The sequence below is a fragment of the Achromobacter sp. MUI-25009338 genome, assembly GCF_057359325.1.
On sequence record NZ_CM170627.1, the window covers coordinates 644,420 to 667,153 of the forward strand.

Annotated in this window: 23 protein-coding genes and 1 tRNA gene; 10 read left to right on the forward strand and 14 right to left on the reverse strand. The window is 68.2% G+C overall.

Features of this window, described 5'->3' with window-relative positions:
* Positions 1-83 precede the first annotated feature (83 nt).
* Genes AC1IQ6_RS03060 through AC1IQ6_RS03080 form a run of 5 tightly spaced genes read left to right on the forward strand, consistent with a single transcriptional unit; the run spans position 84 to position 5,121 of the window.
* On the forward strand, positions 84-1,058 hold the full coding sequence (locus AC1IQ6_RS03060) for a tripartite tricarboxylate transporter substrate binding protein (RefSeq protein ID WP_485865810.1): 975 nt from the start codon (positions 84-86) through the stop codon (positions 1,056-1,058).
* A 28-nt stretch (positions 1,059-1,086) separates the two neighbouring features.
* Positions 1,087-1,764 carry an RraA family protein gene (locus tag AC1IQ6_RS03065; protein ID WP_485865811.1) on the forward strand — a complete coding sequence of 226 codons (678 nt, stop codon included), beginning with the start codon at positions 1,087-1,089 and terminating at the stop codon, positions 1,762-1,764.
* On the forward strand, positions 1,761-2,726 hold the full coding sequence (locus AC1IQ6_RS03070; protein WP_485865812.1) for a 2-hydroxyacid dehydrogenase: 966 nt from the start codon (positions 1,761-1,763) through the stop codon (positions 2,724-2,726). Before AC1IQ6_RS03065 ends, AC1IQ6_RS03070 begins: the two co-directional genes overlap by 4 nt.
* Positions 2,723-4,129: an FAD-binding oxidoreductase gene (locus AC1IQ6_RS03075; protein WP_485865813.1), complete on the forward strand. Its 1,407-nt coding sequence runs from the start codon at positions 2,723-2,725 to the stop codon at positions 4,127-4,129. The genes AC1IQ6_RS03070 and AC1IQ6_RS03075 overlap by 4 nt, the downstream gene beginning before the upstream one ends.
* A gap of 32 nt (positions 4,130-4,161) precedes the next feature.
* Positions 4,162-5,121, forward strand: coding sequence for a tripartite tricarboxylate transporter substrate binding protein (locus tag AC1IQ6_RS03080; RefSeq protein ID WP_479730953.1), 960 nt, complete (start codon positions 4,162-4,164; stop codon positions 5,119-5,121).
* Between the two features lie 22 nt (positions 5,122-5,143).
* On the opposite strand, the gene AC1IQ6_RS03085 is transcribed toward AC1IQ6_RS03080, so the two are convergent.
* Genes AC1IQ6_RS03085 through AC1IQ6_RS03100 form a run of 4 tightly spaced genes read right to left on the reverse strand, consistent with a single transcriptional unit; the run spans position 5,144 to position 7,506 of the window.
* Positions 5,144-5,764 (reverse strand): glutathione S-transferase family protein, encoded by a 621-nt coding sequence (locus AC1IQ6_RS03085; RefSeq protein ID WP_102773443.1) that lies wholly within the window; start codon positions 5,762-5,764, stop codon positions 5,144-5,146.
* A 17-nt stretch (positions 5,765-5,781) separates the two neighbouring features.
* Complete coding sequence (ampD, locus tag AC1IQ6_RS03090) at positions 5,782-6,360, reverse strand: 1,6-anhydro-N-acetylmuramyl-L-alanine amidase AmpD (protein ID WP_485865814.1); 579 nt, start codon at positions 6,358-6,360, stop codon at positions 5,782-5,784.
* Positions 6,361-6,404: 44 nt separating this feature from the next.
* Positions 6,405-6,662, reverse strand: coding sequence for a PP0621 family protein (locus tag AC1IQ6_RS03095; protein WP_111825931.1), 258 nt, complete (start codon positions 6,660-6,662; stop codon positions 6,405-6,407).
* 1 nt (position 6,663) lies between these two features.
* Positions 6,664-7,506, reverse strand: a complete 843-nt coding sequence (locus AC1IQ6_RS03100) for a cytochrome C assembly family protein (RefSeq protein WP_102773445.1) — start codon at positions 7,504-7,506, stop codon at positions 6,664-6,666.
* 131 nt (positions 7,507-7,637) lie between these two features.
* Here AC1IQ6_RS03100 and ffh point away from each other — a divergent pair, with 131 nt between their 5' ends.
* Positions 7,638-9,044 carry a signal recognition particle protein gene (ffh, locus tag AC1IQ6_RS03105; RefSeq protein WP_102773446.1) on the forward strand — a complete coding sequence of 469 codons (1,407 nt, stop codon included), beginning with the start codon at positions 7,638-7,640 and terminating at the stop codon, positions 9,042-9,044.
* A gap of 364 nt (positions 9,045-9,408) precedes the next feature.
* Here the strand turns inward: ffh and lysM are convergent, their stop codons facing one another.
* From lysM to trmB, 4 genes are all read right to left on the reverse strand, one after another.
* Positions 9,409-9,855, reverse strand: a complete 447-nt coding sequence (lysM, locus tag AC1IQ6_RS03110) for a peptidoglycan-binding protein LysM (protein WP_102773447.1) — start codon at positions 9,853-9,855, stop codon at positions 9,409-9,411.
* A 260-nt stretch (positions 9,856-10,115) separates the two neighbouring features.
* On the reverse strand, positions 10,116-10,316 hold the full coding sequence (gene thiS / locus AC1IQ6_RS03115) for a sulfur carrier protein ThiS (protein ID WP_102773448.1): 201 nt from the start codon (positions 10,314-10,316) through the stop codon (positions 10,116-10,118).
* A gap of 19 nt (positions 10,317-10,335) precedes the next feature.
* Entirely contained in the window at positions 10,336-11,274 is a 939-nt protein-coding gene (gene pip / locus AC1IQ6_RS03120; RefSeq protein ID WP_102773449.1) for a prolyl aminopeptidase, read from the reverse strand.
* A complete protein-coding gene (gene trmB / locus AC1IQ6_RS03125) occupies positions 11,274-12,065 on the reverse strand; it encodes a tRNA (guanosine(46)-N7)-methyltransferase TrmB (protein ID WP_485865815.1) in 792 nt (263 codons plus the stop codon). Before trmB ends, pip begins: the two co-directional genes overlap by 1 nt.
* Before the next feature lie 172 nt (positions 12,066-12,237).
* Between trmB and AC1IQ6_RS03130 the strand changes: the two genes are divergently transcribed.
* Positions 12,238-12,311 (forward strand) — tRNA-Gly (locus AC1IQ6_RS03130).
* Positions 12,312-12,773: 462 nt separating this feature from the next.
* Here the strand turns inward: AC1IQ6_RS03130 and AC1IQ6_RS03135 are convergent.
* A complete protein-coding gene (locus AC1IQ6_RS03135) occupies positions 12,774-13,217 on the reverse strand; it encodes a hypothetical protein (protein ID WP_485865816.1) in 444 nt (147 codons plus the stop codon).
* A gap of 711 nt (positions 13,218-13,928) precedes the next feature.
* On the opposite strand from AC1IQ6_RS03135, the gene AC1IQ6_RS03140 reads away from it, so the two are divergent.
* Together AC1IQ6_RS03140 and AC1IQ6_RS03145 are read left to right on the forward strand one after the other, a co-directional pair.
* Complete coding sequence (locus AC1IQ6_RS03140; protein ID WP_479730956.1) at positions 13,929-15,056, forward strand: glycosyltransferase family 4 protein; 1,128 nt, start codon at positions 13,929-13,931, stop codon at positions 15,054-15,056.
* Between the two features lie 30 nt (positions 15,057-15,086).
* The gene (locus tag AC1IQ6_RS03145) at positions 15,087-15,806 is read left to right on the forward strand and encodes a YrbL family protein (RefSeq protein ID WP_485865817.1); all 720 of its coding nucleotides are present in this window, start codon (positions 15,087-15,089) and stop codon (positions 15,804-15,806) included.
* A gap of 34 nt (positions 15,807-15,840) precedes the next feature.
* Here AC1IQ6_RS03145 and AC1IQ6_RS03150 read toward each other — a convergent pair whose 3' ends face one another.
* The gene (locus AC1IQ6_RS03150) at positions 15,841-17,037 is read right to left on the reverse strand and encodes an MFS transporter (RefSeq protein ID WP_485865818.1); all 1,197 of its coding nucleotides are present in this window, start codon (positions 17,035-17,037) and stop codon (positions 15,841-15,843) included.
* Between the two features lie 106 nt (positions 17,038-17,143).
* Here AC1IQ6_RS03150 and AC1IQ6_RS03155 point away from each other — a divergent pair, with 106 nt between their 5' ends.
* A complete protein-coding gene (locus tag AC1IQ6_RS03155; protein WP_485865819.1) occupies positions 17,144-17,920 on the forward strand; it encodes an AraC family transcriptional regulator in 777 nt (258 codons plus the stop codon).
* A gap of 13 nt (positions 17,921-17,933) precedes the next feature.
* Here the strand turns inward: AC1IQ6_RS03155 and AC1IQ6_RS03160 are convergent, their stop codons facing one another.
* From AC1IQ6_RS03160 to AC1IQ6_RS03175, 4 genes are all read right to left on the reverse strand, one after another.
* Positions 17,934-18,581 (reverse strand): nucleotidyltransferase family protein, encoded by a 648-nt coding sequence (locus AC1IQ6_RS03160; protein WP_485865820.1) that lies wholly within the window; start codon positions 18,579-18,581, stop codon positions 17,934-17,936.
* Between the two features lie 55 nt (positions 18,582-18,636).
* The gene (locus AC1IQ6_RS03165) at positions 18,637-21,141 is read right to left on the reverse strand and encodes a TonB-dependent siderophore receptor (protein WP_485865821.1); all 2,505 of its coding nucleotides are present in this window, start codon (positions 21,139-21,141) and stop codon (positions 18,637-18,639) included.
* 102 nt (positions 21,142-21,243) lie between these two features.
* Positions 21,244-22,212 carry a FecR domain-containing protein gene (locus tag AC1IQ6_RS03170; protein ID WP_479730972.1) on the reverse strand — a complete coding sequence of 323 codons (969 nt, stop codon included), beginning with the start codon at positions 22,210-22,212 and terminating at the stop codon, positions 21,244-21,246.
* On the reverse strand, positions 22,209-22,715 hold the full coding sequence (locus tag AC1IQ6_RS03175; protein ID WP_102773482.1) for a sigma-70 family RNA polymerase sigma factor: 507 nt from the start codon (positions 22,713-22,715) through the stop codon (positions 22,209-22,211). The genes AC1IQ6_RS03170 and AC1IQ6_RS03175 overlap by 4 nt, the downstream gene beginning before the upstream one ends.
* Positions 22,716-22,734: the final 19 nt, after the last annotated feature.

Consider the following 22,734-nt stretch of genomic DNA (forward strand, 5'->3'; position numbering starts at 1 on the left):
AGCAGGCCGCCGACGGCGCCGCAGAGCGCCGGGGCGGCTGGTTGCAGAGCAGGCAGTAAGACCCGACCCACAGGAGACAAGACATGAGCAAGCGCAACTGCATCGCCAGGGCATTTCTTGCCCTCGGCATGGTCCTGGCCGCGAGCGCGGCACAGGCGGCCGGCTATCCCGACAAGCCGGTGACACTGGTCGTGCCGTATCCGCCGGGAGGCGCGACCGACGTCATCGCGCGCCTGATCGCGGAAAAACTGCCTGCCGCCTGGGGCCAGCAGGTCATCGTCAACAACCGTCCCGGCGCGGGCACGACCGTGGCGGCCGAGGCCGTGGCGCGTTCGCCCGGCGACGGCTACACCCTGTACATGACCACGGCCGCGCACACCATCAGCGCCAGCCTGTACAAAAAGCTCAACTACGACCCGCTGAAGGACTTCGCGCCGCTGACGCTCACCTCCACCATACCGCTGGTGCTGGTGACCGCGCCGTCCTTGCCCGTCAATAGCCTGGCCGAACTTATCGCCTACGCCAAGGCCTCGCCGCAGGGCCTGAGCATGGCCTCCACCGGCAACGGCACGCCACAGCACCTGACCGGCGAACTGTTCAAGGCCAAGGCCGGCCTGAAGCTGGTCCACGTGCCGTACCGCGGCGACGCGCCCATGCTGACCGACCTGATCGGCGGCCAGGTGCAGATGGCGTTCGTCACCCTGTCGGCCGCCTTGCCGCACATCCAGTCGGGCAAGCTCAAGGCGATCGCGCTGGCCCATCCGCGCCGGGTCGAGGCCATCGGACAGGTGCCCACCATGGCCGAGGCCGGCATGAAGAACTTCGAGGCTGCGACGTGGTTCGGGCTGTTCGCGCCGTCCAGCATGCCCGCCGACCTGCGCGAGAAGATCTACCGGGACGTCTCCAGGATCGTGGCCACGCCCGAAATGACCCGCAAGCTGCAGGACATGGGCGGCGACGTCAACAACAGTTCTCCGCAGCAGTTCCAGGCCTTCATCAACGACGAGGCGCAGCGCTGGGCCGAAGGCGTGAAGCTCTCGGGCGCGCGCATCGACTGACCGGCCACACCGACGGAGAACGCAAGACATGAGCAATCAAGAGCAAGCATTGCTGGCGCGCTGCGCCGCCATCGCAACCAGCACCTGGTCCGACGCCATGGACACGCTGGGCATCGCCGGCGTGGTGCAGGGCATCCCGCGCCGCGGCGGACAGGGCCGCATGGCCGGCTTTGCCGTCACCGCGCGCCACGTCTGGGGCGGGCTGGGCGATTTCGACCGCGCCGACTTCGCGGTGGGGCGCCTGGTCGCCGCCACCGGCCCGGGACGGGTATTGATGGTGGATGCGGGCGGAACCTGCATTTCCACCTTCGGCGGCATCGCCTCGATGGCGGCGTCGCGGCGCGCGGCCACGGCCGTCGTCATCGACGGGGCCTGCCGCGATGTCGATGAAATCGCCGCCACCGGCCTGTGGCTGGCCAGCCGCCACGTCACGCCGCTGACCGGCAAGACGCGGCTGAAGCTGCAGGCCATGGGCGAGCCGGTGACCATAGGCGGCGTGCCCGTGGCCGAGGGCGATCTGGTGGTCGGCGACGACACCGGCCTGGTGGTGGTGCCGCGCGCGCGCCTGCAGGAGGTGCTGGCCGCGGCCGAAGAGGCGCTGGCCGTCGACGGGCGCGTGGAGCAGGGCATACGCGACGGCCTGTCGTTCGCCCAGGCCGCCGCGGCCGCCAACTACATTCCGGCCAGCGCGGGAGGCCCGGCGTGACTGCCCGCTACGACGTGGTGCAGGTGGCCTCGCTGGGCGAGGATTTCGACCGGCGGCTGGCGGCCCGGCACCGGGTCCTGCCGGCCTGGCGCGAGCCGCGGGGCCTGGCCGCGTTCGGCGCCGAACTGCAGGACCTGCCGGTGGCGGTGACCTCGGTGCGCCACGGTTTCACCCAGGCCATGTTCGACGCCTTGCCCGCGCTGCGGGCCGTGTGCAGCTGGGGCGTGGGCCACGACACGCTGGACCTGCGCGCCGCCGCCGCGCGCGGCATCGGCGTGAGCGTCACGCCCGACGTGCTGGACGACTGCGTGGCGGACCTGGCGTGGGCGCTGCTGCTGTCGGCGGCGCGCCGCACGGCCGCGGGCGATCGCTACGTCAAGAGCGGCCAGTGGCGGGCGCTGGGCCGGTTTCCGGAAACCACCAGGGTCTCGGGCAAGCGCCTGGGCATCCTGGGGCTGGGCCGCATCGGCTTGGCCGTCGCCCGGCGCGCGGCGGGATTCGACATGGAGGTGCGCTACCACAACCGCAGCCCGCGGCCGCAGGCGCCGTACGGCTATGAGCCGTCGCTGGCGGAACTGGCGGCGTGGGCCGATTTCCTGGTGGTGGCTTGCGTGGGCGGCGCGCACACGCGGCACCTTGTCGACGCCAAGGTCATCCGCGCGCTGGGGCCGCAGGGCATCCTGGTCAACATCGCGCGCGGCAGCGTCGTGGATCAGGCCGCGCTGCTGGCCGCGCTGCGCGCGGGCGAACTGGGCGGGGCCGGCCTGGACGTGCTGGAACAGGAGCCCACCCCGGCGGCCGAGTTCGCCGGCATGGACCAGGTTGCGCTGATGCCGCACGTCGGCAGCGCGACGCGCGAGACCCGCGCCGCCATGGCCCAGCTGGTCCTGGACAACGTCACGACCTTTATCGAGACCGGCAAGCTGCTCACGCCGGTGGCCGCCGCGGAGATGCGGGCATGACGCCGTCCGCGCTGCTGGCGGCGCTGGCCGCCTGCCTGGGCGAGGCCCACGTGCTGACGGGCGCCGATGCCGGGCCCTATCTGACCGACTGGCGCAGGAACGTCACCGGCCGCGCCCTGGCCGTGCTGCGCCCGGCCAGCCGGGATGAAGTGGCGCAGTGCGTGCGCCTGTGCGCCGCCGCCGGCGTGGCGCTGGTGCCGCAAGGCGGCAACACCGGGCAGGTGGCGGCCGCCACGCCGGATGCGAGCGGAACGGCCGTGGTCCTGTCGCTGCTGCGCATGAACCGCGTGCGCGCGCTGGACCTGGACAACGACACCATCACCGTCGAAGCGGGCTGCGTGCTGCAGGCGGTGCAGGAGGCGGCCCGCGGCGCCGGCCGGCTGTTTCCGCTGTCGCTGGGGGCGCAAGGCAGCTGTACCATCGGCGGCAACCTCGCCACCAACGCCGGCGGCACGCAGGTGCTGCGCTACGGCAACGCGCGCGAGCTCGCGCTGGGCCTGGAGGTCGTGACGCCGCAAGGCGAGATCTGGGACGGCCTGCGCGGCCTGCGCAAGGACAACACCGGCTACGACCTGCGCGATCTCTACATCGGCAGCGAAGGCACGTTGGGCGTCATCACCGCCGCGGTGCTCAAGCTCTATCCGCTGCCGCGCGCGCAGGGCACGGCGCTGGTCGCGCTGGACGGCCTGCCCCAGGCGCTGCAGCTGCTGCAGCGTGCGCGCACCAGCCTGGGCGCGGGGCTGACCGCCTTCGAGGTGATGTCGGCCGCCTGCCTGCGCGACGTGACGCGCGCCTTTCCGCAACAGCGCATGCCGTTCGCGGACCTGGCCGACGGCCGCTGGTGCGCGCTGCTGGAGCTTTCCGACAACCTGGAGCCGGCGCAGGCGCAGGCGCGGCTGGAAGCCGTGCTGTCGGCCGCGCTGGAGGCCGGCGAGGCTGTGGACGCGGCGGTCGCGGTGTCCGGCGCGCAAAGCGCCGCCTTCTGGCATCTGCGCGAAAGCATCACGCTGGCGCTGGCCCGGGCCGACGCCTGCGTAAAGCACGATATTTCGCTGCCGGCCTCGCGTATTCCGGCCTTCGTGCAGTCCACCGACCGGGCCCTGGCCCGGGCGTTTCCCGGTGTGGCCATGCGCGTATTCGGCCATCTGGGCGACGGCAATCTTCACTACAACCTGCTGCCGCCCGCGGGCGCGCGGCACGCGGACATCCAGGCGCTGGTGCATGACCGGGTGCATGCGGCGGGCGGCTCCATCAGCGCCGAACAGGGCATAGGCCAGCTGCGCGTGCACGACCTGCAACGCTACAAGAGCGAGGTCGAGCTGGCCCTGATGCGCCGGATCAAGTCCGCGCTGGACCCGCAGGGGGTGATGAACCCGGGAAAGATCCTGGCCGCCCGGCCCTGACCACCGACTACCGATAACAACCAGGAGACAGCATGTTCTTTTCACGCAAGATCGTCGCGCGCGCAGCGCTTTCCATCGCCGGCCTGTGCGCCGCCGTGCCCGCCTGGGCCTGGCCCGACCGGCCGATCGAACTCGTCGTCGGGTTCGCGCCCGGCGGCGGCACGGACCTGACGGCCCGCGCGCTGGCCGTCTTCCTCGAAAAGGAGCTGGGCGCCACCGTGGTGGTGCAGAACAAGCCGGGCGCCTCCAGCGCCATCGCGCTGGCCTACGTGGCGCGGGCCAAGCCCGACGGGTACACGCTGGCCATGACCAACATGCCCGGGCTGGTGTCGCTGCCGATCGAGCGCAAGCCGGGCTTTGGCGGCGACGACTTCACCTATCTGGCCAATCTGGTGCGCGACCCCAGCGCCTTCAGCGTGGCCAGCGACAGCCCGTACCAGACGCTGGACGCGCTGATCGCGGCGGCCCGGGAAAAGCCGGGCTCCATCAGCTATGGCTCCACCGGCGTGGGCACGGACGACCATCTGGCCCTGGTGCTGTTCCAGGCGGCCACGGGAACCCGGCTGAACCACGTGCCCTACAACGGCGCCGGACCGCTGCGCAGCGCCGTGCTGGGCGGCCATACCGTCATCGGCGGACTGAACCTGGGCGAAGTCATGCCCTACCACGGCAAGAACATGCGGGTGCTGGCGCAGGCCAGCGAAAAGCGCTCGGCGCTGGGGCCGGACGTGCCCACCTTCAAGGAGCAGGGCGTGGATCTGGTGTTCGCCTCGGAGCGCGGCATCGTCGCGCCCAAGGGGCTGCCGGCAGAGGTGTCCGACAAACTGCGCAAGGCGCTGGGCAAGGTCGCCGCCGATCCGGCGTTCCAGGCCCAGATGAAGCAGCAGTTCACCGAAATGGACTACCTGGACGGGCCGCAATGGCAGGAGCGGCTCAAGGGCGACGACGCGCGCCTGCGGCAGATCTGGGCGCAGACGCCCTGGGTCGAATAACGGGCGCCTGGCCTGTTGCGGCCTATTCCAGCGGCAGCGTCAGCACGCCCTGGGGGGCCGGGCGCATCATGACGCGGCGGTACCAGGCCGACAGCGCCGGCGTGTCCGGGCGCTCGGCCGGCAGCGCCAGCCAGCGGTGCGCGGAGCACACCAGCGCGACGTCGCCCATCGTCAGGTGGCGGCCGACGATGAATTCGCGGCCGCGCAGCGCGCGGTCCAGGATCAGCGCGCGCTCGTTCGAGCGCTGCATCGATTTGTCGATGGCGGCGCGGTCGCGCTGCGCCTCGGGCGTGCGGATCAGGCCCAGGAAGGCCGGGCCCATCGCGGCCTGCCATTCGGTGGTCTGCCAGTCCATCCAGCGGTCGGCGTCGGCGCGCAGGCACGCGTCTTCCGGCCACAGCGAGCCCACGCCGTAGCGGGAAGCCAGATAGCGCACGATGGCGTTGGACTCCCACAGCACGAAGCCGCCGTCGTCGATCACCGGCACGGTGCGGTTGGGATTGAGCTCGGCGAATTCCGGCGTGCCGACCACGCCGAACTTGCCGCCGGCCTGCGTGAACGTATGCGGCAGCGCCAGCTCGCGCACCGCCAGCATGACTTTCTGAACGTTGACGGAACTCAGGCGTCCCCAGATCTTCAACATAACCAGTCCTTTGGGTGTCAGACGGGCGGCAACTGCCGCCGCGCAAAACCGCTGTCGCGCCCGAAGCGCGTCCAGTTGAAAGCAGGCCCCGGGTCCGTCTTGCGCCCGGGGGCGATGTGTTCGTGGCCCCGCACCGCGGCCAGCGGATGGCGCGCGCGCAGCGCGGGCATGAGCTTGCGCAGGGCCAGGTACTGCTCGTCGGCATAGGGCAGGGTGTCGGTGCCTTCCAGCTCGATGCCGATGGAAAAATCGTTGCAGCGCTCGCGTCCGGCGTGGCGCGACACGCCGGCGTGCCAGGCGCGTTCGTCGGTGGAGACGAACTGCACGATGCGGCCGTCGCGGCGGATGAAGAAGTGCGCCGACACGCGCAGCCCGCGCAGGCGTTCCAGCCAGGGATGCGAACCGTAGTCCAGCGTATTCAGGAACAGCCCCGCGACTTCAGGTCCGCCGAAGCGCCCGGGAGGCAGGCTGATGTTGTGCAGCACCAGCAGCGAAACCTGGGCGCCCGCCGGCCGCGCGTCGCGGTTGGGCGAGGGCGAAAGCGAAACACCGGGGGCCGGCGCCAGCCAGCCATGACGATCCAGAAGCAAGGCCATGGGAACAAAGCATGTCGAGGGAATCAACATGCATTATGCCTTCCTCAATGCCGGCGCGCGCCCAGCCTCGCGTGTTCGGCGTTGCACCAGGTCTGCCCGTTCTGCAGCAGGGCCTCGGAACGCGGCAGATGGATGCCGCAATGGGCGCAGCGCACCATGGACTCCACAGACTTGGGTTGCGGCCTTGCGCCGGCCGCGCGGCCCTGCGCGCCTGACTGCCTGGCCGCCGCCATGCGGCCGGCGATGCGGGCGACGAACAGCACCACGATGACCAGAAAAATCCAGAACAGCAGCTTGCCCACGTCAACCTCGGTGCAAAATCATTTCCAGCACGAACCGGCTGCCGGTGTAGGCCAGAATCAGGAAACCAAAACCCGTCAGCGTCCAGCGCAGCGCGACGCGGCCGCGCCAGCCCCAGACGTGGCGGCCCGCCAGCAGCACGCCGAAGGTCACCCACGACAGCAGCGTGAAGACGGTCTTGTGGTCGAACGGCAGGATCTGTCCGGTCAGCTTCATGGAGGCCACCGAACCCGTGCCCACGGCCAGGGTCAGCACCACGAAACCGATCCAGATGATGCGGAAAAGAAGCTGCTCCTGCACCAGCAGCGGCGGCTGGGAGTCCAGCACCCGGCCCACGATGCTGCGCTCGGCCGGCGCGTCCAGCGGACGGTGCAGGTGGCGGTCCAGCAGCGCCATCATCATGGCGTGCAGGGCGGCGATGGTGATCAGGCCGTAGGCCGCCAGCGCAATCAGCAGATGCACGCGTAGCCAGGCGTCGTCGGCATGGGGCACGAACTGCCCCTGGGGGAAGGCGGCGGCCAGGCCGCTGGCCAGCGTCGCGGCCGGCAGCAGCAGCAATTGCAGCCCGTCTATGCGCACCAGCAGGCTTTCCAGCCAGAACACCACCATGCCCAGCCAGATGGCGGCCGACAGCGCCAGCGCCCAGCCGATGAACAGGTGCTGGGCGCCCAGCATCGATTGTTGCAGCCCGATTCCGTGGAGGACCAGGGCTCCCAGCAGGCACAGACGGGCGACCTTGCCCGTCTGCTCGACGCCGCCGGCGCCGGCCAGGCGGGCCCAGAGCGACACCCCGAGCACCGCGTACGCCAGGGCAGCCGCCGTGTGAAATACAATGCCTAGTGACATAGAAACCGTTGTCTGGATGGGGCTACGGAATTCGGGAGCCTAAGCATGCTACCTTGCATGCCGCCCGAAGGCGCGCAATTGGCGCCCGCAAGCCACCGTTCAATCGACTAGTTTAAGCGGAAACGCCTCTCATGCTCGATAACCTAACTCAACGCCTGTCGCGCGTCGTCAAGACGCTGCGCGGCGAAGCCCGCCTGACAGAGGCCAACACCCAGGAAATGCTGCGCGAAGTGCGCATGGCGCTGCTGGAGGCCGACGTGGCGCTGCCCGTCGTGCGCGAGTTCGTCGCGCGGGTCAAGGAAAAGGCGCTGGGCGAAGAAGTCGCCGGCAGCCTCAGCCCCGGCCAGGCCCTGGTGGGCGTGGTCCACAAGGAGCTGACCGCCCTGATGGGCGGCGACCTGGGCGCGGACTCCGGCGAGCTGTCCCTGGCGGTCCAGCCGCCCGCGGTCATCCTGATGGCCGGCCTGCAGGGCGCGGGCAAGACCACCACCACCGGCAAGCTGGCGCGCTGGCTCACCGAAGGCCAGCACACCCAGCATGGCCGCAAGACCGGCAAGAAGAAAGTGCTGGTGGTGTCCGCCGACGTCTACCGTCCGGCGGCTATCGACCAGTTGAAGAGCGTGGCGGCGCAGGTGGGCGTGGACTTCCTGCCGTCCGATCCCAGCCAGAAGCCCGAGGACATCGCCCGCAACGCGGTCGACCACGCGCGCCGTCATCACTACGACGTGCTGATCCTGGACACGGCCGGCCGCCTGGGCATCGACGAGGCCATGATGCGCGAAATCCGCGCGCTGCATGACCTGGTCAAGCCGGTGGAAACGCTGTTCGTGGTGGACGCCATGCAGGGCCAGGACGCGGTCAACACCGCGCGCGCCTTCGCCGAGGCGCTGCCGCTGACCGGCGTGGTGCTGACCAAGCTCGACGGCGACGCCCGCGGCGGCGCCGCCCTGTCGGTGCGCCACGTCACGGGCAAGCCGCTGAAGTTCGTCGGCGTCTCGGAAAAGCTGGACGGCCTGGAGCCCTTCCACCCCGAGCGCATGGCGCAGCGCGTGCTGGGCATGGGCGACATCGTGTCGCTGGTCGAGCAGGCCCAGAAGAACATCGACATCGCCGAAGCGCAGAAGCTGGCCGCCAAGATCAAGTCGGGCAACAAGTTCGACCTGAACGACTTCCGCGATCAGCTCGGCCAGGTCAAGAAGCTGGGCGACATGGGTTCGCTTCTGGAAAAGCTGCCGGCGCAGTTCCAGCAGGCCGCCGGCCAGCTGCAGGGCGGCCAGGCTGAAAAGCAGCTGCGCCGCACCGAAGGCATCCTCAATGCCATGACTCCGGCCGAACGCGCCAAGCCCGAGCTCATCAAGGCCTCGCGCAAGCGCCGCATCGCCGCCGGCTCCGGCGTGCCGGTGCAGGAAGTCAACCGCCTGCTGGCGCAGTTCGACCAGATGCAGGGCATGATGAAGCAGATGAAGAAGGGCGGCATGGCCAAGATGATGCGCGCCATGGGCGGCATGAAGGGGCTGGGCCGCTTCGGCATGAAGTAGGATGGGGTGCAGCGCGAGAAATTCTTGGCAAAAAGAACGTTGGCGAACGCGCGTAACCCATCAGGCGGCGCCAGCCGCCGCTTTTCGTCGCATGCTGTTGTTGGCCTCTTGCCAAGAAACCCGGCGGCTGGCGCCGCCTGATGGGTTACGCGCGCTGGATACTTGAGTTCTTGCTCAAGAACTCTCGCGCTGCACCCATCCTACGATCCCCGACTGTTCCAGTAATCCCCGCCACGCCGTCCAACACCAAAAAAATGGCCAGACATTGCATCTGGCCAAGTAATCGCGGCCAGCAGGGGGCGCTGCCGCGATGCAAGCCGGAAAGCGCATGGGTGCCTTCCGGCTTGTTCCTTTTCCGTTTACCTCAAGCCAGCGGCGGGATGCGCAGCACCTGGCCCGGATAGATCTTGTCGGGGCTGGTCAGCATCGGCTTGTTGGCCTCGAAGATCAGCGTGTTCTTGGCGCCCTGGCCCTTGCCGTATTGCGCTTCCGCGATCTTCCACAGGTTGTCGCCCTTCTGCACCGTGTACATCTTGGCTTCGGGCGTGGCCTGCTGCACCTTCAACTGGTTGTCCACCTGCGCGACGCCTACGGTGTTGCCCAGGGCCAGCGCGATTTTCTCGGCCTCTTCCGTGCTCAGGGCCTCGCCCGCCACGGTGACCTTGTCGCCATCGACCGAGATCTGCAGGCCATCGGCGTTCAGCCCGTGTTTATCGAGCTCTTTCTTCAATTCGTCCGCCGTTGCGGCCTTGGCCTCGCTGGCGCCGAAAAGCTTTTCCCCGACGTCCTTGATGAAATTGAGCAGACCCATAGTGTTTCCTTTATGTGTGTTGCGTTGAGAAAACAAAATGCCAGGGACGATTATCACTCGCAGATCCGGGATGGGAGAGGGGTTAACGTGTAACAGGTTGCTAGCCTCTTGCCAGACTACGCAAGAATGCCCGCCACTTTGCACGGAATGCGTCGGCGCGGACCTAAACCGGGTCCGGCGGCAGGCGTAGACATGACAAGGGCCGCAGTTGCGCGGCCCTTGTCATTGCCTTGTCACAGGCGGGAGGGGACGGCGGCGCTTCAGCCGCCGCCCACGGCCACCACGATCTCGATCTGGTCGCCGTCGGACAGCGCGGTCTGCGCGTGCTGGCTCTTGGGCACGATCTCGCCGTTGCGCTCGACCGCCACGCGCTTGCCGGCGTAGCCCAGGGTCTCGAGCAATTCGATCACGGTGGTGTCCAGCGGGAACTCGCGGGCGTCTCCGTTCAGGGTGATGTGCATGCAGGTCTCCTTCAGTTGGCTATCGCGCGTAGGCGTCGGTGGCGGCGAGCAGGCGCGCCAGCGTGCCGGGTTCATCGAAGGCGTGGCCCGCGTCCGGGACCAGGTGGAATTCCGCCTCGGGCCAGGCGCGGTGCAGGTCCCAGGCGGTGCGGGCGGGCGTGCAGACGTCGTAGCGGCCCTGGACGATGGTGCCGGGGATGCCGCGCAGCTTGTGGGCGTCGCGGATCAGCTGGCCTTCTTCCATGAAGCCGCCGTTCACGAAATAGTGGTTCTCGATGCGCGCGAAGGCCAGCGCCGCGCGGTCGGCGGCATGGCTTTGCTGGTGGCGCGGGCTGGGCAGCAGCGTGATGGTGCTGTCCTCCCACTTGCTCCAGGCCTTCGCGGCGCGCAGCTGCTCGGCCGGATCGTCGCCCGTCAGGCGCTTGTGATAGGCCGCCACCAGGTCGCCGCGCTCGCTCTCCGGAATCGGCGCCAGGTATTCCTCCCAGCGGTCGGGAAACAGCCACGACGCGCCTTCCTGGTAGAACCATTGGATCTCGGCGCGGCGCAGCCCGAAGATCCCGCGCAGCACCAGCTCGCTGACGTGCGGCACGTGCGTCTCGGCATAGGCCAGCGCCAGCGTCGAACCCCAGGACCCGCCGAACACCAGCCACTTGTCCGCGCCCATCACCTCGGTGCGCAGGCGCTCGATGTCCGAGACCAGATGCCAGGTGGTGTTGTTCTCCAGGCTTGCGTGCGGCTGCGAACGGCCGCAGCCGCGCTGGTCGAACAGCAGCACGTTGTAGCGCTGCGGGTCGAACAGCTGGCGGTGCACGGGCGAGCAGCCGCTGCCGGGGCCGCCGTGCAGGAACACGGCGGGCTTGCCCTGCGGATTGCCGCAAAGCTCCCAATAGATCTGGTGGCCGTCGCCGGTGTCCAGCGTGCCTTGGCGGTAGGGTTCGATCGGCGGATAAAGCATCAGGCGACTCGCTTGAAGATCAGGTCCCAGACGCCATGGCCCAGCCGCAGGCCGCGCGTCTCGAATTTGGTCAGGGGGCGGTAATCGGGGCGCGGCGCGTAGCCGTCCACGGTATTGGCAAGCAGCGGCTCGTTGCTCAGCACTTCCAGCATCTGCACCGCGTAGTCTTCCCAGTCCGTCGCGCAGTGAATGTAGCCGCCCGGCGCGATGCGGCTGGCCAGCAGCGACACGAACGGCGGCTGCAGCAGCCGGCGCTTGTGGTGCCGCTTCTTCGGCCACGGATCGGGGAAGTACACGTGCACGCCGGCCAGCGAATCGGGCGCGATCATGTCGCGCACCACTTCCACCGCGTCGTGCTGGATGATGCGCAGGTTCTGGATGCTGGAGTCTTCGATACGGCGCAGCAGCGAGCCGACGCCGGCGTTGAAAACCTCCACGCCCAGGAAATTGTCGTCCGGGCGGGCCAGGGCGATCTTCTCGGTGGTCTCGCCCATCCCGAAGCCGATCTCCAGCACCGTCGGCGCCTCGCGGCCGAACGCGGCCGCCGGGTCCAGCCGGCGCGGCGCATAGGGGATGGACCACTGGCCCATCAGGCGCTCCAGCGCCGCCTGCTGGCCCTGCGTGATATGGCCGCGGCGATGCACGAAACTGCGGATGTGGGTGGCGCCCGGGCTGTTGGGCGCGCGCGCGGCGCTGGCCAGCGCGGCCTGTGTTTCGGACGACATGGAAGAGGACGCCTCCGGCGGCGCGGGAGGGTTTTCGGGGGTGTTCGCGGGGGTGTTCATGTTCATAGCCCGAATTGTAGTGGCAGGCCCGCCACCCCGGCGTCGTCCGGATGCACTAAATTAGGGACATGTTTTAAGCGGGATTCCCGGCCCCGGCCAGACGGCCCGCCGAAAGGGCATCAACCCGCGCTATAATCGCGCCTCTGCCCAGGTGTTGCGCCGGGGCACGACACCCAAGGCGGGTGTAGTTCAATGGTAGAACGGCGGCTTCCCAAGCCTCAAGCGTGGGTTCGATTCCCATCACCCGCTCCAATTTCTTTCGATGCCAACCGGTTGGTTGAATAATTCCATAAATTCACGGAATTTCGGAATTTTTTCCGTGAGTTCTGGCCGATAGCCGTTGAAATTCGGCTCCCATCTTATCCAAAAGCGCTCAGCGTTCACCTTCATCGATGGGGGCATGCACTCTGCGTGATAACTTATCCCACTCCGCAGTTTGGGTCCAAGCTGTATCTCTGCCGCTGACTTGGGGGTGGAAAAGAATGAGGCTTGACCTCAGCCAAGCCTCAAGGTAGCCTTTACGGGCTAATCGGTCATAGCAGACCGGTCAGTGCGCTGCTTTTTTATTATCAGCAACGCTGCAACCACCGCAATACATGCGATGGCGAGCGCTACACCACTCATAGTGGCCGCCTCCCTATCAAATGTGCCCCTGGGTTAGGGCGTTGGTTGAACCTGAAAGCCCCGTTGCCGCGGGGCTTTCGCCTTTTTTGGCTATGCCAAACAATATGTGGCAAAGCCTGTTTTCTTCACTCTTCCGTTTGCCCGCAGCCTGCTTAGGGTCTTCGCCACCGAGTCCCTAGTGACTTCTATCGACGAGGACTCTTTTATCGCGTTGAAAACCTCTTCGACGGTTCTACCCTGATCTGGGGTCAACGTACGAATAATGGCATCCGTAATTGTTTTGTATTGCTGGGCTTCGGAGGTCTCAGGCCGGGTTGTCTGGGGAGGAGTTTCCCGAACCGAAATATTGGTGGATTGGTCGCTCTGCGCGGAGGCTAGATACTTTTCATAGCCGGTACTCTCCGAAACCAACTTGATGGTCTGTCGCAGAGCTTCAATCTGCTTACGGAGTTCGGTTGCATCTCTTTCCATCGCAGCAAGAGCACGCTCTTTTTGCTGGAGAAGTTTGCCAAGGTCGGTTTGGGGAAGATTCATGTGTGAATCTTAGCACGCGCTTTTCTTCTTTTGTGAATTTGATGGGTGAAAAAAATTCTCGGTTCTCCGTGTTTGCCATATGGCAGTGAGTGCGCTCTTTATTGAGGGTTGGGCGTTCGGTTACATTTAGGGAGTTCCTGTGGGAGCGTTTTTTTCACAATGCTCGGCTTTCATTGGAAGAGGAGGGCGGACATGACGGATCGGAAGTCGCATAGAACTCCGGCTGCTGACTCTTCGCAGCAGCAGACGCAGTGGCGTGTGAATTCAGCAGAGTGTCAAGCCGCACGCTTAATGAGCGCCCGGTCGATAGCATGAAAAGGTGAGCAAATGTTCATCTATGCCGATTCCCACGTTCTAGCTACGTAGTGTGGTTGAGAGGCAACCAACTAGAGTCTGAATACCCCAACATTCGGGAAACAGAGTTCCAAATTTGATAATGATCCCGCGCTCGAAGGCGGTCCGGCGCGACCGCTGACCGACCGCCCGCAGCGACCTCCGCAGACCGCTTTTTCAGAGGAAAAACGGCTCACGGCAGCCGCTTTACGCCCGCGCGAATCCTCTGGAATTCGCGCCCATTTCCCAGCCAACGGCATCCATTTCGGCGCGGTTTTGCGGTTTGCGCCGCCCTGCGCTTGCACATAGACTGAATTACAAGAACAAGTCACCACGATGACGCCTGCGTCGATTCTTGACGGGCGTCGCGCATTTTTCATGCCTTCCACGACAGACCGTCCCCTACGCATCATCCATTCCGAGGCGGCCCTCGGCTTTGCCGGCCAGGAGCGCCGCATCCTCAAGGAGATGCGGGCCATGCGCGAGCGGGGCCACCGGGTGGAACTGATATGCCGGCCGGAAGCGAAGCTGGCCGCCGCGGCGAGCGAAGCGGGCATCAAGGTGCACAAGCTGCCCATGGGCGGCTTCATGAACCTGGTGCGCGGCGCGCCCAAGGTGCGCCGCATCCTGCGCGAAGGCCGCTTCGACATACTCAACACCCATAGCCGCATCGACACGCTGCTGGCCGGGCTGGGCGCGCGCCTGGCGGGCACGCCGCTGATCGTGCGCACCCGCCACCTGACCAACCGGGTCAATTCCATGCTGGCGTACACATGGGTGCCGCACCGCGTCAGCGCGGTGAGCAATTACGTGCGCGATTACCTGATCGAGCGCGGCGTGCCGGCCGGCAAGGTCGAGACGATTTATTCGCCCATCACGCTGCCGCCGGCCGGCATCCGTTCGACGCTGCGCGAAGAGCTGAACCTGCCGCCGGAGGCGATCGTGGTCTGTTGCGTGGCGATATTGCGCGCGACCAAGGGGCATCGCGAGCTGATCGAGGCGCTGCGCCCCTTGATGCAGGACAGGCCGCAGGTGCATCTGGTGCTGGTGGGCAACGGCTCGCCGCTGTTCGAGCAGCTGCAGGCGCTGATCGCAGAGATCGGGCTGGCGGACCGCATCCACATGCTGGGGTTCCGCCACGACGTACCCAATATCCTGGCCGGCAGCGATATCTTCGCGCTGGCGACGCAGAAGGAAGCTTCGGGCACCGTGTACGTCGAAGCCGCGGCGGCGGGGCTGCCGGTCATCGGGGTGGACGTGGGCGGCGTCAGCGAGATGGTGCGCGACGGCGAGACCGGCATACTGGTGCCTTCCGGGAACATCCCTGAATTGCGGGCGGCGCTGGAAACGCTGATCGACGACAGCCATCTGCGCGCCTGTATGGGCGCGGCCGGCACCCGCATGGCGCGGGTCGAAGGCAAGTTCTCGCTGGCCGGGCTGGCCGAGCGCACCGAGCAGGTGTACCGGACCTGGCTGGCCCAGGTCGGCGTCGGGGCCACGGGGTGATCCATGCTGCCGGAACCTGGTCCATCCGCCATGCTTGAAACCCCGGCCACGCCGCGCGTGGATCTGCAGGCGGCGCTCATGCCGGCGCCGGCCGCGCTGCCGGCCGTGCCCGCATCCGCATGGTCCTGTCCGGCGTTCGAGGTGCTGGACCTGACGCAGGTGACGCTGGTGGCCTCGGGCAGCGAGCGCGACGTCTATCTGCACCCTGGCGACCAGTCGCTGCTTATCAAGATCGTCAACCGCGCGCGCATCAACGAGCCCGGCCGCAAGCGCCCCTGGCACAAACGGCTGCACCGCGAAGACGCGCACCGCGTGTTCATCACCGAACTGGTCGAGTACATCGCCACCACCGTGCAGCAGCGGCTCAGGCAGGGCAATACGCTGATGGCGCGCATCGCCGGGCTGGTGCTGACGTCGCACGGGCTGGGCCTGGCGGTGGAGCGCATCGTCGATGCGCGCGGCGAGTCCGCGCCCACGCTCAAGCAGCTGGTGGCGGCGCAGGGATTCGGCCCCGAGCTGCAGGCGCGCCTGCGGACATTCTTCATGGACCTGATCGACGCGCACGTGATCTTCAACGACGTCAGCGCGCGCAATATCGTCGTGGGGTTCAACGCCAACGGGCGCGAGGGGCTGTACCTGGTCGACGGATTCGGCCCCAAGCAGCTGCTGCCGCTGTATGCGTGGAGCAAGACGCTCAACAAGCGGCGCCTGCTGCGCAAGTATGCCGAGCTGAAAGCCAAGCTTTCGTGACGCCGGCCCGGCGCGGCGACGCCGGAAAGTTGCTCTAGATCTCTTGTGCGTCCGCGCCGATGCGCCGCGCGCGTCCGGCGCGGGCGCCGATCAGCGCGGCCAGCAGCGCAAGCGCCGTGCACAAGGCCAGCGGCACGCGCCAGCCGCCGAGCGCGTCGTGCAGCGCGCCCATGGCCATGGGGCCGGCGGCGGCCAGCAGATAGCCGATGCATTGCGCCATGCCGGACAGCGCGGCGGCCTGATGCGCGTTCGCCGTGCGCAGGCCGATGAAGGCCAGGCCCAGTATCATCCCCGCGCCGGTCCCCACGCCGAACAGGATCGACCACAGCAGCGCCAGCTGCGGCGCCCACGCCAGCCCGGCCAGGGCGATAGCCGAGCACAGCGCCACCGTCACCGCGGCTGCGCGCTGGTCCTGCATGCGGCGCACGATGGGACCGAGCAGCAGGCCCGGCACGGCGGTCGCCAGTTGCAGCACCCCATGCAGAAAGCCGGCCCGGGTCGCGGACATGCCGCTGTCGGTAAGCATCGTCGGCAGCCAGCCGATCGCCACGTAATAGATGGTCGAGTTCAGGCCCAGGAAACCGGTGACCTGCCAGGCGAGCGCGCTGCGCCAGACCGGCTCGCCCTTGGGGGCTGCCGCGGCGCCGGCCGCCGGCCGCGTCTGGCTGCCCAGCTGCGGCGCCCATGCGGCCAGTGCGGCTGCTGGCAGCACCAGAAAGCCCAGCAGGGCGGCATGCCAGCCCCACGCCTGTGCCAGCGGCGCCATGGCGGCCGAGCCCAGCGTCGCCGCCACGCCCATCGCCAGGGCGTACGCGCCGGTGACGGCGGTGACGTTGTGGGGAAAGTCGCGTTTCACCAGGCTGGGCAGCAGCACATTGCCCACGGCGATGCCCATGCCGATGATCCAGGTGCCCAGATACAGGCACCAGTACGAACCCGTGGAACGGATCGCGATGCCGGCGGCGATTGCCGCCATGGCGCCGAACAGCGCGCGCTCCAGGCCCCAGGCGCGCGCGAACCAGGCGCTGAACGGCGACAGCAGGGCGAAGGCCAGCAAGGGCAGCGTGGTGAGCGCGCCGGCGGCCGTGGTGCCCAGCGCCAGGTCGCTGCGGATCGCGCCCAGCAGCGGCGGCAGGCCGGTGATGGGCGCGCGGAGATTGGCGGCGATCAGAAGAATGCCGACGAGCAGCAGGGTGCAGGTGCCGGCCCGCCGTTGCGTCAAAGTGGTCATGGGTCTCTCGGTAATCCTAGGGGATTCCCTAATCTACGCGCGCTTCGTGTGCTGTAATACAGAAGCAATGACAATGAATCTCTAAATCATGACAAGCTGCGCGCCCTTGAACCAGACGTTGTTCCAGTACGACCCGGACGCCAGCGACCGGCCGGCCACCGCGCTGCGCGTCGAGGTCGAGCAGAGCGATGCCGAGCAGCCCGTGCACACGCACCGCAAGGGGCAGCTCGTGATGGCGCTGCACGGCGGGGTGACCTGCGAAGTGCCGCGCGCCTTGTGGATGGTGCCGCCACACCACGCGGTGTGGATCCCCGGCGGCATGCCGCACAGCAATCGCGCTACCGGCAACGCGCGCATTTATTTCCTCTTCATCGAACCGCAGGCCGCGCCGATGCCGGACCAGTGCTGCACCGTGGAGATTTCTCCGCTGGTCCGGGAGATGATCAAGTATCTGTCCGAACAGGGCCCGGGCTATTCCAAGGACGGGTCCACCGCGCGGCTGGTCTCTGTGCTGCTCGAACAACTGTGCGCCGCGCCCCTGGCGCAGCTGCACCTGCCTATCTCGCCGCATCCGAAGATCCGGCGCATCGCGGACGCGCTGGCCGCCGACCCGTCGGACCGCAGCACGCTGGCCGCATGGGGCGACCGGCTGGCCATGAGCGACCGCACGCTGGCGCGTCTGGTGCGGCGCGAGACCGGGCTGACCTTCGGGCGCTGGCGCCAGCAGTTGCACCTGATCGTCGCGCTGCGGCAGCTGGCCGCCGGCGCGAGCGTACAGCGCGTGGCCGGCAACCTGGGCTATGACTCGGCGACGGCGTTCATCACGATGTTCAAGAAGGCGCTGGGCCAGCCTCCGGCGCAGTACTTCTCGGCGCTGCGCTGAACGCGAGGGCGGCTCACGCCGCGTTCAGGTCCTGCGGCACGTCCACGTCGCGCAGCGCGCCTGGGTCTTCGAGCGGCACCGCATGCACCCCATGCCGGCGCAGTATCTCGCGTCCGCCCACGTCGGCGCGCAGCGCGGCCAGCTCGGGCCACAGCGCGCGCGCAAACCGCACCGGGTGCCCACGCCGCCCCTGCACCAGCGGCGCCGCCACGGCATGCGCTGACGGCTGCGCGGCAACGGCGCGCAGCGTCTCGGGCGCCACCCACGGCATATCGCCCAGCGCCACCAATGCATGCGTATGGCCATCGCCATGCGCCAGCAGCCACTGCATGGCCGCGGCCAGCGTGGAACCCATGCCGCCGTCCGGGCCGTCCGCGGCCGGCGCCGGCAGGACCACGCAGCCCAGGTCGGCGAGGCGCCGCGCCAGAAACGCATCGTCCCGCGCGACCAGAGCGACGACACGCGCAACCGCGGCGCTCAGCCTGGCGGCGGCGTGCGCCGCTATCGGCATGCCGTCGGCCAGCGTGGCGTGCAGCTTGTTCCCGGCGCCGCCGGCCTGGCGGTAGCGCGAGCCCGCGCCGGCGGCCAGCAGCACGCCGATGCAGGAGGGCGGGTCGCGGTCTGGCGTCATGGCCGGGCGGGGAATGGGCGTGGAAGACATGGCACTATTGTGGCCAGGATGCGCCCGGCCTGTCCATGGCGGGCGGCTCGCGCGCCTACATCCGGTATTGCATCGTCAGCAGATAGTTGCGCGGCGCGCCGTAGTAGTTGTGGTCGTAGCTGATCGACGAGTAGTACTTCTTGTCCGTGAGGTTGCTCACGTTCAGGGCAACCGACAAGCGGTCGTCGAAGCGATAGCCGATGCGCGCATCGAGCACCATGTAGCCGCCCTGTTTGCGGCCGTAGTAGGCGAAGCCGGAGGACTCGCTTTGCGTGGTCAGGCCGGCGCCGATGGAGTAGCGGCTCCATTGGCCGGGCAGGCGGTAGTTGGCCCAGAGCCGCGCCAGGTGGCGAGGAATGCCGGTGTTGGACGAAATGTCGTAGCCGACCGCGGGCACGTCCTCGCCTTTGTGCTTGGTCTGGGTATAGGTGTAGGAGGCGGCCAGCTGCAGGCCGGGCAGCACTTCGCCGGTGACTTCGGCCTCGAAGCCCTGGCTGCGCACTTGCGCGGTCGGGCGGTAGCAGGTGCCGCCGCAGCGCGCGTTGGCTACCTCCTGCGGCACGCTGCCGTCCTGGAAGGCGACCTTCTTCTGTTCGGTGCGAAACAGCGCGAAGCCCACGTCTACGCGGCCGTCGAGCAGTTCGCCTTTCAGGCCCAGTTCATAATTCCTGCCGGTGACCGGGCTGAGGAAGGCGCCGGAGGCGTCGCGCTGGCTCTGCGGCCGGAATATGTCCGCATAGTTCGCGTAGGCCGACCATTGCTCGTCGAGCGTGAGCACCGTGCCGATGAACGGCGTGAATTCCCCTTCTTCCTTGGCCGTGGTTTCCGAGTAGCCCCAGATGCCGTCCGATACATAGGTCTGCTCGTACCACGAGAAGCGCCCGCCCAGCACGATGGAAAGCGGGTCCAGCACCTGGTAGCGCGCCGTGGCGTACAGCCCCTTCTTGTCGGAGCGGTAGCCGTCGTCCATGCGGTTCGCCGCCATGATTTCATCGCTGTTCATGGCGGGGCCGGTGTAGCGCTGGTCGTAGCTGGCGTTCAGGCTTTGGACGTTCCTGGTCCAGCCCCAGATATCGTTGCTGCGCTGATGCGAGAAATTGGCGCCCATGGTCAGGTCGAGCTTGCGGCCGAACAGCATGGCGCCTCCGGTCAGATAGGCGTCGCCGCCGAGGTTGCGCGAGTTCATGTCGAAGGCGTAGGCGTCGCCGCGGAACGTGTTGGGCGGCCCCAGCCTGCCGGTGCGCAGCAGATACTTGATGTCGTTCGCCTCGTCCACGCGCACCAGGGCGGCCTTGAACTTCCAGCCGTTGGCGAAGCGGTGGGTCAGGTCGGCGTACCAGGTGTCCTGGGTCTTGAAGGCATGGTTCCAGGGTGCGCTCAGGTTGGTGGAGCGGGAGTAATCGGGCATGGAGCCGTCGCCGTAGCTGGGCAATCCCGACCAGTCGATGACGCCGTAGGGCTTTTCACGGCTGTAGCCGATGCCCAGGGTGGTGGCGGGCCCCAGGTCGATGTCCAGCGCGCCATAGAGGGTGCGTTCGTTGGAATCCAGATAGTCGCGAAACGAGCCGGCGGTCTCGTAGTTGGCCACCACGCGCGCGCGCACCGTGCCCTTGTCGTTCAGCGGCCCGCCCACGTCCACCAGCGCGCCGTACTGGTCCCACGACCCCACCTTGCCGGTCAACGTCATCTGGAATTCCTGCGTGGCGCGCTTGCGCACCATGTTGACGGACCCGGAAGGATCGCCGGCGCCTTCGAACAGGCCTTGAGGGCCGCGCATGATTTCCACGCGGTCGTAGATCGCCGCGTCGGAGTTGAAGGCCGAGCCGCGCGCGTAGAGCTGGCGTTCCAGCGGCACCCCGTCGAACTGGTAGCTCTGGATGAAGAAACCGCGCGAATAGAACTGCCCGCCCGGATCGTTGGCCACCATGGACACGCCGGGCGCATTGTTCAATGCGTCGCGGATGTCGCCGATGTTCTGGTCGTCCATGCGCTGGCGGGTGATGACCGAGACGGCCTGCGGGATCTCGCGCAGCGACTGATCGCCTTTGGCGATGGTCACCACGTTGGAGGCATAGGAGCCGGTCCCTTCGGTGGTGGCGAGATCCTGGCCCTGCACGGTGACCGGCGCCAGCGTGGCCACGCCGCCGCCGGCCGCCGCGCGCAGGCGGTATTGCCCGCGCGCGTCCTGCACCGCCTCCAGCCCGGTGCCCGCCAGCGCCGCGGCCAGCGCGGCCTGCGGGTCCAGCGCGCCGCGCACGCCGGCGCTCTGGCGGCCGTCGACCAGGCCGGGCGGGCTGGCCAGCAGCACGCCGGATTCCGCGGCGTAGCGGGCCAGCACCGCGTTCAGGGGGCCGGCCGGAATGTCGTAATGGCGGGTCTGGCCGCCGGCGGCCTGGGCCGGGGCGGCGCTCGCGGCCTGCGCCTGGACGCCGGGCGTCCAGGCCGCCGCGGCGAGCAGCCCGCAAGCGCATGCCAACCGCAAGGCGCCGCGCGCCTTGCGGTTGGCGCCGGAAAACAGAGACGATGGCATGCGGCCGGGAATGGGCGGGTGAACAGGCATGGAGTCCTCGAAAGCCGGGTTGTTCAATGGTCGAATGACCTTGCACCCCGTTCATCGAACGAGCCGCCCGAAACAGGAACTGCCCGGTGAAAAAAAGTTGCGCTACCGCGGCCCGACGCGCACCCACCAGGGCAGCGGACGGCTGACGCGGATCGGCAGCACCGACTCCAGCATGGCGAGCGCGCGGTCCGGCTCGGTCATGGGGTAGCTGCCGAAAACCGGCAGCCCCGCCACCTGCGGCGATACGCTCAGATAGCCGGCGCGATACCGGCCGAGTTCGCGCAGCACGTCGCCCAGCGGTATGTCCTGGGCGATGTACAGGCCGCGCGTCGAGGCCTCGGCCGAGGCTACCGCGGGTTCCAGGCCCGCCAGCCCTGCCCGCGTCAGGCGCGCCTGCATGCCGCTGGGGATGACGCCGCCCGCGCCGCCGGCAGTCTGCGCCCGCACCGCCCCGTCATAGACCGCGATGCGCGCATCGCCGTCCTGCAGCCGCACGCTGAACCGGGTGCCCAGCGCGCGCAGCCGGCCGCGCGGCGTGTCGACCACGAAGGGGCGGCCGGGATCGGAGGCGGTGCTGATTAGTATTTCGCCGGCCACGAGTTCGAGGCGGCGCAGCGCCGCGCCGAAATCCTCGTCGAACGCGCTGCCCGTGCCCAGCCAGACGCGCGTGCCGTCCTGCAGCGCGATCTCGCGCACTTCGCCGACGCCGGTTCTGTGGTCGGCCGTCCAGGCCAGAAGGGCGCCGGGCAGCAGCGACGGACGCCATGCCGCGCCGCCCAGCAGGCCGGCGCCCGCCAGGGCCGCCAGGCCCAGCACCAGACGGCGCCGGCCGGCGTCGGCGGTGGCGGTGCGATAGGCGCCGACCGTCAGGCGCGGATCGGGCGCTTGCCGGATCGGCTGGAAAATCCGGCCGACCCGTTCGACCTGCGCCCAGGCGGCGCGATGCGCTTCGGCGCTGTCATGCCAGGCTCGCCAGGCCTGGCGGTCGGCCCGCGTGGCCTCGCCGGATTGCAGCAGCGCGAACCATTCGGCGGCCTGTTCCAGCACGCCATGGCTGAGGGCGGCGCTCAAAGCGTCTGCAGGCAATGCAGCATCGCCTGGGCCACGTACTTGCGCACCATGCGCGTGCTCACGCCCAACTCGGCGGCGACTTCTTTTTCGCTCATGCCGCTGCCGGCCGCCATGACGAAGGCATGGGCGGCCTTGACGGGCAGGGCGCGCAGCAGCCGGTCGATTTCATGCAGGGCTTCGAGCACGATGGCCTGGTGTTCCGCGGACGGCGCCCGGGCCTCGGGCTGGGCGGCCAGGGTGTCGAGCCAGGCCTGCTCGATGCGCCGCCGGCGCCACAGGTCCACGCACAGGCCGCCCGCCATGGTGCGCAGATAGACGCGCGCTTCCGGCAGGCTGCCGAACTTGCGTGGGGTGGTCAGCAGCCGCACGAAGGCGTCCTGGGCGAGATCGGCGGCATCCGCCGCGTTGCCGAGCCGGCGGCGCAGCCAGGACTGCAGCCACGGGTGGTGATCGTGGTAAAGCGTCTCCACGCTGGGCGGGAAAGCGTAATCCGAAGTTTCCAAGGCCTGTGGCCGTCCGTGC